14 protein-coding genes are annotated in these 18769 nt (G+C 70.3%); 13 read left to right on the top strand and 1 reads right to left on the bottom strand.

What is annotated here, in order from left to right; all coding sequences use genetic code 11:
- Positions 1-164: 164 nt before the first annotated feature.
- From AC07B0_RS11095 to AC07B0_RS11050, 10 genes are all read left to right on the top strand, one after another.
- On the top strand, positions 165-464 hold the full coding sequence (locus AC07B0_RS11095; RefSeq protein WP_469378370.1) for a winged helix-turn-helix transcriptional regulator: 300 nt from the start codon (positions 165-167) through the stop codon (positions 462-464).
- Between the two features lie 428 nt (positions 465-892).
- On the top strand, positions 893-2431 hold the full coding sequence (locus tag AC07B0_RS11090) for an RICIN domain-containing protein (protein ID WP_478897682.1): 1539 nt from the start codon (positions 893-895) through the stop codon (positions 2429-2431).
- Positions 2432-2903: 472 nt separating this feature from the next.
- The gene (locus AC07B0_RS11085; protein ID WP_356881240.1) at positions 2904-3953 is read left to right on the top strand and encodes a substrate-binding domain-containing protein; all 1050 of its coding nucleotides are present in this window, start codon (positions 2904-2906) and stop codon (positions 3951-3953) included.
- Between the two features lie 116 nt (positions 3954-4069).
- Positions 4070-5668: a sugar ABC transporter ATP-binding protein gene (locus AC07B0_RS11080; protein WP_478897680.1), complete on the top strand. Its 1599-nt coding sequence runs from the start codon at positions 4070-4072 to the stop codon at positions 5666-5668.
- Positions 5665-6696: an ABC transporter permease gene (locus AC07B0_RS11075; RefSeq protein ID WP_356881236.1), complete on the top strand. Its 1032-nt coding sequence runs from the start codon at positions 5665-5667 to the stop codon at positions 6694-6696. The genes AC07B0_RS11080 and AC07B0_RS11075 overlap by 4 nt, the downstream gene beginning before the upstream one ends.
- A gap of 388 nt (positions 6697-7084) precedes the next feature.
- Positions 7085-7894: a DeoR/GlpR family DNA-binding transcription regulator gene (locus AC07B0_RS11070; RefSeq protein ID WP_356881234.1), complete on the top strand. Its 810-nt coding sequence runs from the start codon at positions 7085-7087 to the stop codon at positions 7892-7894.
- A gap of 432 nt (positions 7895-8326) precedes the next feature.
- Positions 8327-9376, top strand: a complete 1050-nt coding sequence (galT, locus tag AC07B0_RS11065) for a galactose-1-phosphate uridylyltransferase (protein ID WP_469378378.1) — start codon at positions 8327-8329, stop codon at positions 9374-9376.
- A complete protein-coding gene (galE, locus tag AC07B0_RS11060) occupies positions 9373-10332 on the top strand; it encodes a UDP-glucose 4-epimerase GalE (RefSeq protein WP_469378380.1) in 960 nt (319 codons plus the stop codon). The genes galT and galE overlap by 4 nt, the downstream gene beginning before the upstream one ends.
- A complete protein-coding gene (galK, locus tag AC07B0_RS11055; protein WP_469378382.1) occupies positions 10329-11462 on the top strand; it encodes a galactokinase in 1134 nt (377 codons plus the stop codon). The genes galE and galK overlap by 4 nt, the downstream gene beginning before the upstream one ends.
- Positions 11463-11654: 192 nt before the next feature.
- A complete protein-coding gene (locus AC07B0_RS11050; RefSeq protein ID WP_478897677.1) occupies positions 11655-13406 on the top strand; it encodes a glycoside hydrolase family 35 protein in 1752 nt (583 codons plus the stop codon).
- Positions 13407-13490: 84 nt separating this feature from the next.
- Here the strand turns inward: AC07B0_RS11050 and AC07B0_RS11045 are convergent, their stop codons facing one another.
- Positions 13491-14945 carry an RICIN domain-containing protein gene (locus tag AC07B0_RS11045; protein ID WP_469378391.1) on the bottom strand — a complete coding sequence of 485 codons (1455 nt, stop codon included), beginning with the start codon at positions 14943-14945 and terminating at the stop codon, positions 13491-13493.
- A 411-nt stretch (positions 14946-15356) separates the two neighbouring features.
- Here AC07B0_RS11045 and AC07B0_RS11040 point away from each other — a divergent pair, with 411 nt between their 5' ends.
- The 3 genes from AC07B0_RS11040 to AC07B0_RS11030 all read left to right on the top strand — a co-directional run bounded on the left by AC07B0_RS11040 (position 15357) and on the right by AC07B0_RS11030 (position 18688).
- Complete coding sequence (locus tag AC07B0_RS11040; protein WP_478897675.1) at positions 15357-16295, top strand: carbohydrate ABC transporter permease; 939 nt, start codon at positions 15357-15359, stop codon at positions 16293-16295.
- Between the two features lie 4 nt (positions 16296-16299).
- Positions 16300-17295, top strand: a complete 996-nt coding sequence (locus AC07B0_RS11035) for a carbohydrate ABC transporter permease (protein ID WP_478897674.1) — start codon at positions 16300-16302, stop codon at positions 17293-17295.
- A gap of 61 nt (positions 17296-17356) precedes the next feature.
- Complete coding sequence (locus AC07B0_RS11030; RefSeq protein WP_478897673.1) at positions 17357-18688, top strand: ABC transporter substrate-binding protein; 1332 nt, start codon at positions 17357-17359, stop codon at positions 18686-18688.
- Positions 18689-18769 lie beyond the last annotated feature (81 nt).

Here is an 18769-nt window from a genome sequence, read left to right as displayed (position 1 = left end):
AAAGTACCCTCAGGGGAGTGATAACCCGCCGGGGAAATTACTTCCCATCGGGAAGTAATGGGGTGGAAAGACTGAAAGGCAGGAGAGGACCGATGGTCAAGGGCTGCACGACCCGGCGGCACGATCGGCACGACGTGTACGCGGCGCAATGCCCGTGTCGCGAAGTGCTCGATCTGCTGGCGAACAAGTGGTCCGCACTCGCGATCGGGGCCATGGAGGACGGGCCGCAGCGGTTCGGTGCTCTGGCACGCCGTCTGGAGGGGGTCAGCCCGAAGGTCCTGACCCGTACGCTGCGCCGGCTGGAGGAGAAGGGGCTCGTGGACCGGACCGTCTATCCGGCGGTTCCGCTGCACGTCGAGTACGAGCTCACCGCGCTGGGACGCGGCGTCGCGGAGCCGCTGGCGCGGCTGCGCGACTGGGTGGAGGAGCATGCCGACGAGATGCGTGACGCCCCGCCCGAGTAGGGCTGCCGCGCGTCCTCGGGGCGGACAGGTGCGTCCTGCGGCGTGGCTCCTGGAGCAAGATCGCCAGTGTTGACTTTCTTGCGTGTGTGTCTGATTCTGTTCGGCGTGGGCTGCCGCCCGGAGGCCTTCCGGCGCCCTGACGGGTCACGCGGCGAGTCCGGATGCGGCAATGCGCAGTTCCTGCGCGGAAACGTGCGGGCAGGCCGATATGCCGTGCTGAATTCCTCGTCGGGAGATCCACCGGCCGCTCTGTTCGGTGAATCTGGTTTCTCGTCAGGAATTGGCGCTCCTCCGCCGGAAATCCATCTGCATTCGCCGCGGAAAGAACTTCCGATGGAGATGTCGTGTCCTGAACAATGGGGGAACTTCATTCCCCCATCCAGAATGTTCCTCACGTGTCGACGAATCATCACTCCACTGCGAGTCGGATGACCGACCAGCAGCTGTGCGAAGCAATCCGCGTCGGAAATCCCGCCGCACCCGTGGCCGAGACCGAGCTGCGCGGGCGTCACCGCCCGCGCGTCGCCGCCTTCGCGCTGACGGTCGCCAACGACCCCGTACAGGCCCAGCACGCCGCGGACCGCACCATCGACCAGTTCGTCCTGGGCATGCGCGGCCCCGCGGCGGAAGCCCTCGACCGGCCACCCCGCCCCGCGCTCCTTGCCCTGGTGGCTCCACCCGCACCCCCCGCCCCGCCCGGGTTCGACCCGGCCCTCCATTCGCTCGTAGCCCAGGGCTTCGCCGCCCTCTCCTTCCGCAAGCAGGCGCTCCTGTGGCACTCGGTGGTGGAGCGCGAGCCGGACGACCTCGTCGCGACCGTGACCGGTGACCGGCCCGAGGCCGTACCGGTGCTGACCGAACGGGCGCTGGCCGCGTGCCGGGACGCCTGCCTGCGTGCCCATCTGAGTGCCCAGCCCACCCCGGGCTGCCGCGGGTACGCCCGCCTGCTCGACGCCGCCGCCAGTCGCTCGGACGTGCGGAGCAACCCGGATCTGACACGGCACGTCGGCGCATGCCCCGGCTGCGCGGTGGCACTGCGCGGCCTGGTCGCCCTGTGCGACAACCCCCGCCCCGTGCTGGCCGGTTCCCTGCTCGGCCCCTCCGGCGCCGCCTACCTCTCCGCGGTCGTCCCCGCGGCCACGGACAGCGGCGGGCGGGCGGGGCCGACGGCCGGTGCCCGGAGTGCCGTCGCACTCCTGAGGAGGCCGGCAGGACGGATCGCCCTCGCAGTGGCCGGCGTCCTCGTCGCCGCGACGCTGGTCGTGGTGGCCGTGCGCCCGGCGGCGGGACCACCGGTGGCCGGCGGGGCGCCGACAGCGCTGCCGCCGCGCGCCGACGGGGGCTCCCCGGCTCCGGGGCCGGGCCGGACGGGAGCCCGCCCCTCGGCATCCGCCCAACCCTCCGGGACGCGTTCCCCGGGCTCTCCCTCCCCGCAGGGATCACCCGGCACGTCGCCGTCCCCCGAGGCGTCGGCCAGTGGCCCGACCGCGTCCAGCGGCGCCACGCCGGCGGAACAGGCTTCCGCGGCCGTTCCCGTACGGCCCTTCCGGGCCTCCGACTACGGTCCGGCCGTCAATTCGGCCACCGGCCTGTGCCTGGACGTACAGGGAGGTGTCTTCGCGAACGGCGTGGACGTGGTCACCGCGCGTTGCCGGGACGGGGCCTCCGTACAGCAGTGGCGTCTGGACGAGAGGGGGCTCCTGCGCAACGCCGCCAACCCGGGCTACTGCATGGACGCGCGCGGCACCACCGGGGACGGCGTGGGCATCTGGTCCTGTTCGGCGATCGGCACCAAGACGGGGCAGAACCTGGTCTTCTCCACCGATGCCGCGGGACGCATCAAACCGCACATCGCCCCCGGCTTCGCCGTGACCTCCGGCAGCGGTGAACCCGGAGCGCCCGTCGCCTTCGGACGCGCGGGCGGGGCTGCCGAGCAGCGCTGGAACGAGTCCGCCGCTCAGCGCTAGGCGACCGGCCGGTCAATCAACACAAACCAACATTGGTTGGGGAGTCAACAGTCCCCGGGCCGCGGTGACGCGTGTGTCCGCCCGGCCGCGGAAGCTGTGCGTCCTGGGGATCAGGCGATGCCGGCCCGCAGGCAAAGGGCCCCCACGGGCAGGTCCTCCCGCCGGTCGTAGCGGGAAGCCCCTCGCGGCACGGCGGCCGTTGGCCTGAGCCCGGGGCGGAAGGTCACGGGGGCGCATCGATCGGAAACCTCAGCTTCACCCTGTTGACTTATGGCGGAAACAGCGCTTTTCTCTGTTGCATCAAGTGCGAAAGAGAACGACTGTGGCGGATTCCTCAGGCAGGGGTAATCGGTCGATCGTCCGGTCCGCCGTTGGGTCAGGTCCGAACGCGACGAGGGCCGGCCCACAGCCCCATCACCTCGCGCACCTCACTGCTCGGTCCTGTGTGACCCGTCCAAGCAAAGGGAATGACATGCTCACTCACCACAACCGCCGACCGGTGGCGGCCGCGGCCCTGGGTCTGGCCGCGATGCTCGTCCTGTCCGCGTGCTCCAGCGGCCAGGAGACGACGGCCGGGGGCGCGGAGATCGCGAAGGTCGAAGGGAAGATCTCCCTGACCTACCTTCAGAAGCAGGGCGACCAGGAGTACTTCATCGGCGAAGCCGCGGGCGCCAAGGCGAAGGCGGCCGAACTCGGCGTCGATCTGAAGGTCGTGAACCTGGGCAACGACGCCAACAAGACCGTGAGCGAGGCCCAGGCGGCCATCTCGCAGAAGAGCAACGGGTTGATCGTCGTCGTCCCCGACCCGGCCGTGGGCCCGCAGGTGGTCAAGCTGGCACAGGACGGCAAGGTGGCGCTCCTGACGTCGGACGACCAGATCTGCAGCACCGGACCGGACCCGGCCTCCTGCGGCGCCGACGCCCTCGTGCCGCGCATCGGCTTCAGCGGTGAGCAGATGGGCGGTGAGGTCGGCAAGCGAGCCGCCGAGGAGTTCAAGAAGGCCGGCTGGAACCCCGCCGAGACCCGCACGATCTCGGCCTGGAAGCAGGACGTGACGGTGTGTACCGACCGGGTGAACGCCTCGAAGAAGGCGTTCACCGAGTCCGCCGGCACCCCGGTGCAGAACATCGACGTGCCGACGGACAACTCCCCGACGGGCGCACAGGACAAGATCGCCGCGACGATCACCGGGAACCCCTCGGTGAAGCACTGGGTGGTGTGGGGCTGCAACGACGAGAACGTCCAGGGCGGGGTCACCGCGCTGGAGAACGCCGGCTTCAAGGCCGACGACGTGATCGGCGTGGGCCTCGGCGCCTACCTCGCCTGCAAGAACTGGGGCTCGGGCAAGCCGTCGGGCATGAAGGCCGCGCTCTTCATCAACGGCAAGGACGTCGGTGCGCTCGCCGTCCAGACGATGTTCGACAAGCTGAAGAACGGCAAGGACTTCCCCCAGGAAGCCTTCGCCCCCACCAAGATGGTCGACGCCTCCAACTGGAAGGACGCGGGAGTCACCTGCGGCTGAGCTCCGACCCGCCTCCAGGACGGGTACGGCCGCCGCAGCGGCTCGTACCCGTCCCGACCACCGCCGACCGGCAGCGCTGCCGGGTCGGCACACGCACCCCAGCCTGTGAGGCCCGCATGACCACAGCCGGCACAGAACCACCAGTTGCCGCCGCCCCCGCTCAGGATCCCCGCGAAGAGATCTCCGTGGAGAACGTCACCAAGCGCTTCGGCGCGGTGCAAGCGCTCAGCGGCGTCACGCTCACCTTCCCCCGCGGCCAGGTGACCGCCCTCATGGGCGAGAACGGCGCGGGCAAGTCAACACTCCTGAAGATCCTCACCGGTGACCACCAGCCCACCGAGGGAAGCATCCTGTGGGGCGGACGACCGCACCCGCTGTCGTCGCCCCAGGACGCCCACAAGGCCGGGATCCGGATCATCCCCCAGGAACCCGAGATCATCCCGCACGTCTCGGTCGCCGAGAACGTCTACGCGGGCGCCCTGCCGCGCGGCGCGGGACGCCGCCTCGACCGGGCCGCGCTGCGCCGCCGCATCACCGAAGACCTGACCCGGCTGGGTTTCGAGAAGGTCATCGACCCCGACCAGCTGGGATCGGAACTCACTCCGGCGCAACGCCAGTTGGTGGAGATCCTGCGCGCACTGACCGGTGACGCCAAGGTCATAGCCTTCGACGAGCCCACCTCCTCGCTCTCGGAGAACGAGGTGGAAGCGCTCTTCGCGCTGATCGACCGGCTCCGGGACCAGGGCATCGCCCTCATCTACGTGTCCCACCGCATGAAGGAGATCTTCCGCCTCGCCGACCGCATAGCCGTCCTGCGCGACGGCACGGTCGCCGGTGTCCTCGAAGCCGGCGACACCAACGAGGGGGAAGTGGTCCGCCTGATGGTCGGACGCGACCTGTCCACCCTGTTCGTACGGCAGGACGTCGCCCGCGACGACGTGGTCCTGGAGCTGGAGGACGTCACCACGGACGACGTCTCCGGCATCAACCTCCGCGTTCGCGCCGGAGAGGTGGTCGCCCTCGCCGGGCTCATGGGTGCCGGACGGTCCGAGCTGGCGCTCGCCCTCGCCGGCGACCGGCCGATCCGGGCGGGTCGAGTTTCCGTGAACGGCCGTCCCCTGCGCCTGCGCAGCCCCAAGGACGCGATCCGGGCGAGCATCGGGCTTGCTCCCGAGGAGCGCAAGGCCCAGGCCCTGTTCCTCCACCGTTCCATCCGGGACAACACCTCACTGGTGAGCCTGGACCGGCTGCGCCGCTGGCGGTTCGTCCAGAGGCGTCAGGAGAAGGCGGTGGCGCAGGACTTCTCCGACAGGCTGAGGGTGCGCACGCCCTCCATCGAGCAGGAGGTGCGCAATCTGTCGGGCGGCAACCAGCAGAAGGTCGTGCTCGCCCGATGGCTGCTGCGCAAGCCCAAGGTCCTCATCCTCGACGAACCCACGCGCGGCATCGACATCGGTGCCAAGGCGGAGATCTACCGCATCATCGCCGACCTCGCCCGGGAAGGGGTCGCCCTGCTGGTGATCTCCTCCGAACTGCCCGAGGTCCTGGGCCTCGCCGACCGGATCGTCGTGATGCAGAACGGTCACGTCACCGGCGAACTCAGCCGTTCGGACGCCACCGAGGAAGCCATCCTCAACCTCGCCATGGCCGACGACCTCGCTCCCGTCACCTCCGACCGACCGCACACAGACTCCGCCGATGGAGACGTTCGATGACCACCACGCAGACACCGACGACCACCGAGACGACCCCCGCTCCGGTGCGCACATCCACAGGGGCCCTGCTCGCCTCGCTCGGGGGGCAGAACCTGAGCCTGATCGGTGCCCTGGTGGTGGTCCTGGGCTTGTTCGGGGTGTTGAACGACAACTACCTGAGTTTTTCGAACCTTCAGGTGATCGCGGAGGCGGCGACGATCACGGGTCTGCTGGCGGTGGTCCAGACGGTGGTGATCATCTGCGGGGGGCTGGACATCTCGGTCGGTTCGCAGGCGGGTCTGGCGTCGGTGGTGAGTGCCATGGCGTTCACGTCGGCGGGTTCGAATCCCTACGTGGGGATCGTCGCGGCGGTGGGCGTCGGGGTGCTGGTGGGTGTGGTCAATGGTGTGGCCATCGTCTACGGGCGGGTGAATCCGACGATCGCGACGCTGGCGGGTCTGGCGGCGTACAAGGGTGTGGCGCAGCTGGTGTCGGACGGGCGGGCGCAGGGCTACGTGCTCAATGATCCGTTGTTCGTGTTCCTGGGCCGCGGCAAGATCGCGGGGGTTCCGGTGATGATCTGGATCCTGGTCGTGGTGGCGGTGGGTGTGCACGTGCTGTTGAAGTACACGGACATCGGCCGGAACGTGTACGCGATCGGCGGGAACGACACGGCCGCGCGGCTGGCGGGCATCGGTATCAACAAGTATCTGGTGGCCGTGTACGCGTTGATCGGTGTGGTGGCGGCGGTGGCGGGGATCCTGCTGACGGCGCGTACGGGTTCGGGCCAGCCGGTGTCGGGCAGCGAGGGGCTGGAGCTGAAAGCGATCACGGCCGCGGCGTTGGGCGGGTGTGCGCTCAAGGGCGGCAAGGGTGGTATCGGCGGCACCCTGCTGGCGGTCGCGTTGCTCGGGGCGTTGGAGAACGGACTGACCGTCGAAGGCATCAACACGTTCTGGCAGAACGTGGCCCAGGGCGCCCTCCTCGTCGCGGCCGTCGTCATCCAGCAGCGCCGCAGCGGCGAACGCGCCGTCGGACTACCGCACTGACGCATCGAACCGGGGCATCGGACTGAGGAATCGGACCGAGGCATCGGACTGACGCACCGCACGCGACCACACCGGTGGTCCGCCCGACGAGGTCCGTCCCGGGAGGGGACGGACCTCGTCGGGCCGTGCCCATGAACGCCCGTGGTGGGAAACGACGGTAGGGCGAGGAGTTTTCCGGACTTCAACACAATCAATCGCATTGCGCAGTCTCACGAAGCCGGCAGGTCGCCTACCGTCGCAGCTGCTCAAGCAGGTGCAAATGCAGGAAAAGCGCATTCGCACGCAGGTTTGCCTGTGACTTACTGCGCGACTCTCTTGTCCGATCGTGATGGATGCAGTGTACAATTGATCCTCGTCTGGAATTCGCTGAAGATCACCGGGTGGGATTGTGACGGAGCCGACGCCGCTAGCGGCGCAGCGGAGGGAACTGATCCTCGACATCGTGCGCCGCAAGGGGGCGGTGCGCGTAGCCGCCCTCGTGGAGCAGCTCGGGGTTTCGGACATGACGATCCGCCGTGATCTGGACGTGCTGGCCAGGGCCGGGTCCGTCGAGAAGGTGCACGGCGGGGCGGTGAGCACTTCCGCCACCACGTCCGACGAGCCCGGGTTCGAGACCAAGTTCACCCTCAAGTCGGCAGCCAAGGCGGCGGTCGCCGAAGCGGCCGCCGGCCTGGTGAAGCCCGGCAGTGTCGTGGCGATCTCCGGCGGGACGACGACGTACGCCGTCGCCCACCGGCTGCGGGACATCGCGGGGCTGACCGTGGTGACCAACTCCCTGCCCGTGGCGGAGCTGCTGAGGCCGTCCGGGGCCGAGGGGGCCCCCGCCGGCCCGACGCTGCTGGTCACGGGCGGTGCCCCCACCAAGTCGGCTTCCCTGGTCGGGCCCCTGGCGGATCAGGCGATCCGCTCCCTGCAGGTCGACTTGCTGATCGTCGGCGCCCACGGGGTGTCCGAGCGCGCCGGGGTGACCACTCCGAACCTCGCGGAGGCGGAGACCAACCGCGCGCTCATCGCCGCCGCGACTCAGGTGGCCGTGGTGGCCGACCACAGCAAGTGGGGCATCGTCGGCCTGAGCCGCTTCGCCGGCCTGTCCGAGATCGACTATTTCGTGTCCGATGACGGACTCGGCGTGCAGGCGCGCACCCTCCTCGGCGAGCAGGTGGGTCAACTGATCATCGCGAGCACGCAGGACCACTGAACCTAGCAGGACCACGGAACCAGCCCGGTGCGAGGTCCAGGACCGTCCGGGCGTCCCCGGCGGGGTGGTTGCCGCACCTGACTCCGGCGCCGCGTACCCGCGCCTGTCCCACAGGCCACGGCCAGTGCCGGCCCGATACCAGCGCCACGCAGGGGCATGGTCAACGAGGTCGACCATGCCCCGCTCTTGCCAACCCCTCGTCCGCGCCGAACGCGCCGTCATCCCACCGTCGTTCCAGGACGGCCAGGGGGACCGACGCTCGCTCAGGGGCTGGAGTGCGGCCCATCTGACCCTGCCTCAGGGTGCGTATCCAGCAAGGTCGCACATCCGATCCGCTCGGCCCACACCCTGACGTTGACTTTAGTTGGTTCCTGTTTACTCTTGTTGGCGTGTGGCTCGATAGCCGCCTACTTCGAGAGACGGGCACGTTCCGTGAAGAGAACCACGACCAAGCTCGCGGACGGCCGCGAGCTGATCTACTACGACCTCGACGACAGCGCCCAGCGCGACACGGTCGACCAGCGCCCGCTGGAGCCCGTCGAGAGCCGGCCGGAGCTGCGGCTGGACCTGGCGACCGGCGACTGGGTCACGATCGCCTCGCACCGGCAGGGGCGCATCCACCATCCGCCCACCGACGCGTGCCCCCTGTGCCCCTCCTGGGACGGACACCACAGCGAGATCCCGGCGGCGGACTACGACGTGGCCGTGTTCGAGAACCGCTTCCCCTCCCTGGCGGGCCGCGCCGGCCGGTGCGAGGTCGTGTGCTTCACGCCCGAGCACGGAGCGAGCTTCGCCGATCTGACCGAGGCCCGGGCCCGCCTCGTACTCGACGCCTGGACGGACCGTACCGAGCGGCTGTCGGCCCTGCCCGGTGTCGAGCAGGTGTACTGCTTCGAGAACCGGGGCGCGGAGATCGGCGTCACCCTCGCCCATCCCCACGGGCAGGTCTACGCCTTCCCCTTCGTGCCGCCGCGCACCGCCAAGATGATCGCCGTCGCGGAGACCCACAGGGCCGTCACCGGAGGGAACCTCTTCGAGGACCTGCTGGCCGAGGCGCGTGCCGCCACCTCGCGGGTGGTCCTCGCCGGCGAGCACTGGACCGCCTTCGTCCCGTACGCCGCCCGCTGGCCCTACGAGGTCCACCTCTATCCCCATCGCCGCGTCCCCGACCTCACCCGCCTCACGGAGCCGGAACGCGCCGAGTTCCCCGGCATCTACCTGGAACTGCTGCGCCGGTTCGACCGGCTCTTCCTCCGGGAAGGTCAGGCGGCGCCGACGCCCCCCACCCCGTACATCGCCGCCTGGCACCAGGCCCCCAAGTCAGGCGGTAGGGAACTGGCCCTGCACCTGGAGCTGTTCACGGTCCGGCGGTCGGCCGACAAGCTCAAGTTCCTCGCCGGCGTCGAATCGGGCATGGACTCCTTCGTCAACGACGTGGCTCCGGAAACGGCGGCCCTGCGGCTGCGGGAGGTCGCCTCATGAGCAGGTACCTGGTGACCGGCGGCGCCGGATACATCGGCAGCGTGGTGGCGGCCCGCCTTCTGGAAGCCGGCCACCGCGTGACGGTGCTCGACGACCTGACGACGGGAGTGTCCGAAGGCGTCCCGGACGGCGCCGATTTCGTCCGCGGCGGGGTCGCCCAGGCCGCCGCCCTCCTGGACTCCGACTACGCGGGCGTGCTGCACTTCGCCGCGTCCTCACAGGTCGCCGAGTCCGTGCGCGACCCGCAGAAGTACTGGCGCAACAACGTGTCCGGTTCGCTGGAGCTGATCACCTCCATGCGGCGGGCCGGCGTACGCACCCTGGTGTTCTCCTCCACCGCGGCCGTGTACGGAGAGCCGGAGCAGGTTCCGATCGCGGAAACCGCGCGGACCGCGCCGACCAGCCCCTACGGCGCCACCAAACTCGCCGTCGACCACCTGATCAGCGGCGAGGCCGCGGCCCACGGACTGGCCGCCGTCTCCCTCCGGTACTTCAACGTCGCCGGCGCCCACGAGCGCCACGGCGAGCGCCACGATCCCGAGTCCCACCTCATCCCGCTCGTCCTCCAAGTGGCCCTGGGACACCGCCCGCACATCGAGGTCTACGGCGACGACTACCCCACGCGCGACGGCACCTGCGTCCGCGACTACATCCACGTCACCGACCTCGCCGAGGCCCACCTCCGGGCCCTGGACGCGGCCCGTCCCGGCGAGCACCTGATCTGCAACCTGGGCAACGGCGAGGGCTTCACGGTACGGGAGGTCATCGACTCCGTCCGCCGGGTGACCGGCCGCACCATTGCGGCCGTCGTCCGCCCGCGCCGCCCCGGCGATCCGGCGGTGCTCGTCGCTTCCGCCGCCCGCGCCCACGACGTGCTCGGCTGGCGCCCCCGGCACACCGGCCTGGACTCCATCGTGGCCGACGCCTGGGCCTTCGCACGGGGGGAGAGCGCGTGAAGGAGGCCTTCCGGCGCATCTTCGGCGCGGATCCGGACGGGGTCTGGGCAGCGCCCGGCCGGGTCAACCTGATCGGCGAACACACCGACTACAACGACGGCTTCGCCCTGCCCATCGCCATCCCCCACACCACCCTGCTCGCCGTGCGGCGCCGCCGGGACGGACGGCTGAGGCTGCACAGCGCCCAGGGCGACGGCCCCCTCATCGACCTCGACGTCGCCTCCCTCGTACCCGGAGTCGTCACCACCTGGGGCGCCTACCCGGCCGGCGTCGTCTGGGCGCTCCGCGAAGCCGGCCACCGGATCGGGGGCGCCGATCTCCACGTCGACAGCACGGTGCCCACCGGTGCGGGCCTGTCGTCCTCCGCGGCGCTCGAGTGCGCGGTCGCCTTCGCGTACAACGACCTCTTCGAACTGGGCCTGAGCGCGCCCGCGCTCGCCCTCGTCGCCCAGCGGGCGGAGAACGGCTTCGCGGGCGTCCCCTGCGGGGTGATGGACCAGATGGCTTCCGCCTGCTGCACCGCCGGCACGGCCCTGCACCTGGACATCCGCGCGGCGGCCCACGAGCACGTTCCCTTCGCCCCGGAGGCACAGGGACTGCGCCTGCTGGTCATCGACACCCGCGTCAAGCACGACCTCGGGGACGGCGCGTACGCCGCCCTGCGGGCCGGGTGCGAGCGGGCGGCCCGCCGGCTCGGCCTCGCGGCGCTGCGGGACCTCGCGCCGGCGGACCTGCCCCGGGCCGGGCGGATGCTCCCCGCGGACCTCGTGCCCCTCGTTCGGCACATCGTGACCGAGAACGCACGCGTCGCCGAGGCCGTCTCCCACCTGCGGGCGGGGCGCATCGCGGCGCTGGGACCCATCCTCACCGCAGGTCACGCGTCACTGCGCGACGACTACCGGATCTCGTGTGCCGAGAGCGACCTCGTGGTGGACACGGCCCTGGACGCGGGAGCGCTGGGGGCGCGCATGACGGGCGGCGGCTTCGGCGGCTCCGTCATCGTGCTGGTGGAGGAGGACCGCGCCGACGCGCTGGCCGCCGCCGTCACCGGCGCCTTCCGTTCGGCCGGGTACCGGGCGCCGCACCTGTTCGCGGTCTCCCCGGCCCCCGGCGCCCGGCGGATCGAGTGAGAGGGCGGCGACGCCGGGACCCGCGGACGTAGCGGGCCGGTCCGTACGGGGTTGCCGTGGGCGTCAGTTCCCGGCAACCCCGCGGCCGTCCGCTGCCAAGGGCTTGCCATGTCCGCAATGTTTACGTGAACATTCAGGCGAGAGCCCAGCCGCGCATCCCGCGCATCCCGTTCAGCTGAGGAGCACGAGCGCATGCCCCTTCTCCAGATCGACGACGACGGATTCCGGCTCGACGGCGAGCCGTTCCGCATCCTTTCCGGTGGACTCCACTACTTCCGCGTCCACCCCGCCCAGTGGCGGGACCGCCTCCGCAAGGCCCGCCTGATGGGGCTCAACACGGTGGAGACGTACGTCCCGTGGAACCTCCACGAACCGCGGCCGGGCGAGTTCCGCATGGACGGTGACCTCGACCTGCCCGCCTTCCTCGACCTCGCCGCGGCCGAGGGCCTGTACGTACTCCTGCGTCCGGGCCCCTACATCTGCGCCGAGTGGGAGGGCGGCGGTCTGCCGTCGTGGCTCCTGGCCGAACCAGGCATGCGGCTGCGCAGCCGGGACCCCCGTTTCCTCGCGGCGGTCGACGACTACTTCGACCGGCTCCTGGCCCCGCTGACGACCCGGCTCGCCACCCGGGGCGGCCCGGTACTCGCGGTACAGGTGGAGAACGAGTACGGCGCGTACGGAGACGACACCGCCTACCTGGAACACCTCGCCGGCACCATCCGCCGCTGCGGCGTCGACGTGCCGCTCTTCACCTGCGACCAGCCCGCCGACCTGGAGCGGGGGGCCCTGCCGGGAGTCCTCGCGACGGCCAACTTCGGCAGCCGGCCCGCACAGAACCTCGCCACCCTGCGGGCCCTGCGGCCGTCCGGCCCACTGCTCTGCACCGAGTTCTGGATCGGCTGGTTCGACCGCTGGGGCGGCCACCACGTCGTCCGCGGCGCGGAGCAGGCCTCCCAGGAACTGGACGAGCTACTGGCCACCGGGGCCTCGGTCAACTTCTACATGTTGCACGGTGGCACGAACTTCGGCTTCACGAACGGCGCCAACGACAAGCACACCTACCGGCCGACCCTTACCTCCTACGACTACGACGCCCCCCTCGACGAGGCCGGTGACCCGACCGAGAAGTTCGGTGCCTTCCGCGCGGTCATCGCCAAATACGCCCCGGTCCCGGCGGAACTCCCGCCCGCACGGGGGGAGAAGTTCAGCCGGGAAGCGGTGGAACTGGCCGAGAGCGCCGGCCTGCTGGACTGCGCGCCGCTCCTCGGCGACGCCGTCGCGACCCGGCAGCCCCTGACGATGGAACAGCTCGGACAGGACTTCGGCTTCGTGCTGTACGAGACGGACCTGCCGGATGCCGGTCCGGCACTGCTCGTACTGGAGCGGGTGCGCGACCGAGCCCAGGTCTTCCTCGACGGCCAGCCCGTGGGAGTACTGGAGCGGGAGGCCCACGAGCAGGCCATCACCTTCTCGGTCCCGCACGCGGGCAGTGTCCTGAGCGTCCTCGTGGAGAACCAGGGCCGCGTGAACTACGGCCCCGGCATCCACGACCGCAAGGGGCTGCCGGGCGACGTCCTGCTCAACGGGGCCCGGCTCGACGGGTGGACCAGCAGGCCGTTGCCACTGACCTCGCTCGCCGACCTGCCCTTCGCCGCCGCGGCCGCCCCGCCCACCGGGCCCGCCTTCTACCGCGGCACCTTCGACGCGGCCCGGACGGCCGACACCTTCCTCCACCTCGACGGCTGGACGAAGGGCTGCGCGTGGATCAACGGGTTCGCCCTGGGCCGCTTCTGGTCGCGCGGCCCGCAGCGGTCTCTGTACGTGCCGGGTCCGGTGCTGCGCCCGGGCGCCAACGAGATCGTCGTACTCGAACTCCACGCTCCCGGCCGCGCCCGGACGGTGGACTTCCGGGACGCACCCGACCTCGGCCCCGTCGAGGAGTGACGGCCCCGGAGCCCAGGGTGGCCGTGGCCCGCGCTCTCGCGGGGCCACGGCCACCCGGCTGTGGGCGGGGGAGTGCGGGGGAGGTCAGGCCGCCGAGCGCCGCCACTTCTGGTTGTCGCCGGCGTTGCACGTCCACTGGATGAGCGGCGCGCCGTCCGTGCGGGACTGGTTGGTGACGTCGAGGCACTTCCCGCTGTGGTGGGCGACCAGCCGCATGCCGTCCGGGCCGGCCTGAGCCGTCCTCCACAGCTGGCCGGACGCGTCGCCGCAGGCGGTCTGGACGACCGCGGCGCCGTCGTCGGCGGAAGCGTCGCGCACCGCGAGGCACTTCCCGCTGTGCCGGAGCACGATCCGTACCGTGCCCGCCCCGGCACCCTGGAACCACACCTGCTGGTTGACGCTTCCGGCCGCGCAGGCCCACTGGACCAGGACGGCACCCTCCGCCACCGACCAGTCGGCCGCGTCGGCGCACTTGCCGCTGTGCGCGGCGGTCAGCGTGACCCAGTCGCCGGTGCCCCGGACGGTGCCTGCCTCCGCCGCGATGGTGATCCGGGGGAAGTAGTCCATGGACAGCGTGGTCCGGGTCGGGAACTTCAGCGGCAGCCAGATGTACTGGGAGTCGTTGACCGTGCCGCCCATCGAGTTGCCCCAGCGGTCGCCCATGTACATGTAGGTCGTGACTCCGGAGGTTCCCTCGACCGGCAGCACGTAGGCCGTCTGGGAGCCGTACGTCCTGCCGTCACCCAGGTCCCGCAGCGAGCTCCAGGTCCCGGTGACGCTGTCGGCCGTGCCGTACTTCTGCTGGTTGGGCGACCATCCGGTGGCGCCCGACGTCACGAGGAAGTACACGCCGTCGCGCTTGAACAGGGCCGGAGCCTCCCGCCACTGGCCGGCCCACAGCTTCTGCACCTGCGCCTCGACGCCGGTGTAGGCCGCGTCGAGCCGGTAGACGTGGAGGTCGGCGTTCTCGTTGGCGGCCGAGATCATGTATCCGGTGCCGTCGGTGTCGACGAACGTGGTGATGTCCCGGGACATGTGGCCCAGGGGCCGGAAGCTGCCGCGCCAGGAGTAGTCACCGTCCACCGTGGAGGAGACGGCGACGGCGGCCCGGGCCTCGCTGTAGTCGGTGGCGCTGCCTTCCTTGTGCATCCACATGACGAACTGGCCGGTGGCGCGGTTGTACACGACCTTGGGGCGCTCGATGTTGGCGGTCACCAGTTCCGGGTGGGTGGCCTGGGACAGGACGTGGTTGCGGAACTCCCACGTTTTCAAGTCGGTGGAACGGTAGGCGGACACGTACCGGAAGCTGTTGTCCGGGTTGCGGTCCTCGCCGAACCAGTAGTAGTAGCGGTCCACCTTGACGACCCCTCCGCCGTGGGCGTGGACGGGCCTGCCGGCGGGATCGGTGAACTGGGTCGCGTTGACGACGGTGACGGGAGCGGGTGAGGCCGCGGCCGTGCCGTGGCCGCCGAGGAAGCTCATGAGCAGGGCGGCCACGAGGGTGAACAGGGCCTCTGTGCGTGGGGGTTGACGTCGCATGGGTACCTCTCGTCGGCTGACGGAGCGGGTGGGGAGGTGCGTACGCGGGGCGCCGCGGTCCCGTGGCGGCAGCGGAGCCTGATGAATGCGGTGTGGCGCCCTTGTTATGTTTGCGTAAACACGCCTCGCTGGCTGTGAGTGTGGAAGCCGCCCCGGAGCCTGTCAAGCGTGAGGGCGGTAATCGCCGCCCGTCGGTTGGCCGCGGGCGGCTGGGGCTCGGGCTCCCGTCCCCGAATTCCCTTCCGTCGCCCGCACGATGCTTGACGCCCCTCAGTGGGAATGCCACCATCACGTCACGGATGATTACGTAAACATTTCTCATCAGGTCCAGCCCCACGCGGTCGATTTCCGACCCGGAGGCGTCTCTTCCCTCCTGTGCGGACCTGTCGGTCACCGACACAAGGACCCACCATGACGCTCCTGCCGTCACCGGCAAAAGCAGTGTCCCCGCCCCGAACCCGCCCCCGAACCCGCCCCCGTGCGCGCGCACGCAGGAACGCCCTCGTCGGGTGGGGCTTCGCCGGGCCGTTCGCAGCGGTATTCGGACTCGTCTTCCTGGCGCCCATCGGGTACGCGTTCTACCTCAGCCTGATGCGGGACCGGCTCATCGGCGGGACGTCCCTGGTCGGCGCGGACAATTACATCCAGGCACTGACCGATCCGCAGTTCTGGGAAGGCTCGGCCCGGGTCGGGCTGTTCCTGCTCGTCCAAGTGCCGGTCATGCTGGGCATCGCCCTGCTGGTCGCACTCGCCATCGACAGCGGCCGGCTGTACGGCAAGGCCTTCTTCCGCGTGGCGGTCTTCCTCCCCTACGCCGTCCCCGCCGTGGTGGCGAGCCTGATGTGGGGGTTCATCTACGGCACCAGGTTCGGCCTGGTGGGCAACATCAACGAGGCGCTCGGCGTCTCCCTCCCGGACCCCCTCTCACCGTCACTGGTGCTCGCCTCCATCGGCAACATCGTGACCTGGGAGTTCGTCGGCTACAACACGCTGATCTTCTACTCCGCGCTGAAAGTGGTCCCGCGCTCCCTCTACGAAGCGGCCGCGATCGACGGCGCCGGAGAGTGGCGGATCGTCACGGCGATCAAGCTGCCGGCCATCCGCAGCGCGGTCGTCATCGCGACGATCTTCTCCGTCATCGGCAGCTTCCAGCTCTTCAACGAACCGAACATCCTGCAGAACCTCGCCCCCAACGCCATCACGACCGGCTACACCCCGAACCTCTACACCTACTCGCTGGCCTTCTCCGGGCAGCAGCACAACTACGCGGCGACCGTGGCCATCGTGATGGGCGCCATCACCGCGATCATCGCCTACGCGGTCCAGCTCCGCGGCATGCGGAAGGGCTGAGCACATGATCACGAACCCCACCGGTACCTCCTCGGACACGGTGGAGCGCTCCACCCGCTCCCGCCCGGACCCGGACCCCGCCGCCGCGGTCGCGAGGACGCCGGCCCCCGCACCCCCCGAGCCGCCACGCCGTCGCAAGCGCCCCCACACCCCGCTCGACCCCCGGCCCAGCATCCCGCTGACCCTGGTCACCGGGCTGGTCCTCGTCTACACCCTGCTTCCCCTGGTGTGGCTGCTCATCAACGCGACCAAGGACCAGGGGGACCTCCTCGAATCCTTCGGGCTCTGGTTCGGCCGGGACTTCAACCTCTGGGACAACATCTCCCGCACCCTCACCTACGACGACGGCGCCTTCGTCCGCTGGACGCTGAACACCTTCCTGTACGTAGCAGCCGGAGCGGGCGGCGCGACCCTGCTCGCCGTCCTCGGCGGCTACGCGCTGGCCGTGTACGAGTTCCCCGGACGCCGCGCCGTGTTCGCCGTCGTCATCGGAGCCGTGGCCGTACCCGGCACCGCCCTCGCCGTGCCCACGTTCCTCATGTTCAGCGGCATGGGCCTGGCCAACACCCCCTGGGCCGTGATCATCCCGTCCCTCGTCTCACCCTTCGGGCTCTACCTGATGTGGGTGTTCACCGCCGAAGCCGTACCCACCGAACTGCTGGAAGCCGCCCGTATCGACGGCGCCGGTGAGCTGCGCATCTTCTTCCGCGTCGCCCTGCCGCTGCTGATGCCGGGAACCGTGACGGTACTGCTCTTCGCGATGGTCGCGACCTGGAACAACTACTTCCTTCCGCTGATCATGATCAAGGACCCGGACTGGTACCCGCTCACCCTGGGACTCAACGCGTGGAGCGCCCAGGCGCGGACCGCGGGCGGCGAGCCCGTCTTCGACCTCATCATCACCGGCTCCGTGCTCACCATCGCGCCGGTCGTCGTGATCTTCCTGCTGCTCCAGCGGTACTGGCAGTCAGGCCTGGCCGCGGGCAGCGTCAAGGAGTGACGCCACCGGCCCCCTCCCTCCCGACCCTCCTCATCCGCACACCGAATCAGGAGCTCCACCGATGAGAACGAACAGCAGCCGCCGGATCGTCGCCGCCGTCGCCGCGATGTGTGCCATGGCGCTCGGCGCCACCGCCTGCGGCTCCTCGGACCCGGCGGCCGACAGTGCCGTACAGGACGTGGCGTCAGCGCTCGAGGCGGGAGGCAAGGTGACGGTGTGGGCGTGGGAGCCCACGCTGAAGAAGGTGGTCACCGACTTCGAGAAGAAGTACCCGAAGGTGGACGTCGAGCTCGTCAACGCCGGTACGGGCGACAAGCAGTACACGGCGCTGCAGAACGCCGTTGCCGCCGGCTCGGGCGCCCCCGACGTCGCGCAGGTCGAGTACTACGCGCTCGGCCAGTTCGCCATCGGCAAGTCCCTGGAGGACCTCGCACCCTACGGCGCCTCCGGCCACGACAAGGCCTTCACCCAGGGGCCCTGGAGCGCGGTGCGCCGAGACAAGGCGGTCCACGCCCTTCCCATGGACTCCGGGCCCATGGCGCTGTTCTACAACAAGAAGGTCTTCGACCGGCACGGCGTCGCCGTCCCCACCACCTGGGACGAGTACGTGGAAGCGGCGCGCGCCCTGCACAAGGCGGATCCGAAGCTCTACATCACGAACGACACCGGGGACGCGGGCGCCACGACCAGCCTGATCTGGCAGGCGGGCGGGCGCCCGTACAAGGTCAAGGGCACCGAGGTCGGCATCGACTTCGGCGACGCCGGTACCGCGCAGTACACGAGCACCTGGCAGAAGCTCCTCGACGAACGGCTGCTCGCCCCGGTCCGCTCGTGGAGCGACGAGTGGTACAAGGGCCTGTCCGACGGCAGCATAGCCACCCTGTCCATAGGCGCCTGGATGCCCGCCAACTTCGCCTCGGGTGCTCCCGCCGCGTCGGGCGACTGGCGGGTGGCGCCGCTGCCGCAGTGGACGAAGGGCGCGAAGGCGGGTGCCGAGAACGGCGGCAGCTCCCTCGCCGTTCCGAAGGCTTCGAAGAACAAGGCCCTGGCCTACGCCTTCATCGAGTACGCGACCACCGGGGAGGGAGCCACGTCCAGGGTCTCCGAGGGAGCCTTTCCCGCCACCCGGGCAGACCTGGAGTCGAAGGCCTTCCTGGAGACCGGCTTCCCCTACTTCGGAGGTCAGCAGGCCAACCAGGTTCTCGCGGACGCGGCCCGTGACGTGGGTGCGGACTGGTCGTACCTGCCGTACCAGGTGTACGCGAACTCGATCTTCAACGACACCGTCGGCAAGGCGTACGTCTCCTCGACGACCCTGACTCAGGGGCTTGAGGCCTGGCAGAAGGCAAGTGCCAAGTACGGGACCGATCAGGGCTTCACCGTCGGCAAGTAGCAACACCCGTGCGGAGGGGGCGCCGGGCACCGGACGGGTGGCGGCGGTGACGGGGGACCGGCCGACGGGCCCGCCGGTCCG

The sequence above is a fragment of the Streptomyces sp. NPDC044704 genome, assembly GCF_056433525.1.
The sequence above is the reverse complement of the archived record's forward strand: the minus strand, read 5'-3'. Positions and strand labels throughout refer to the sequence as shown.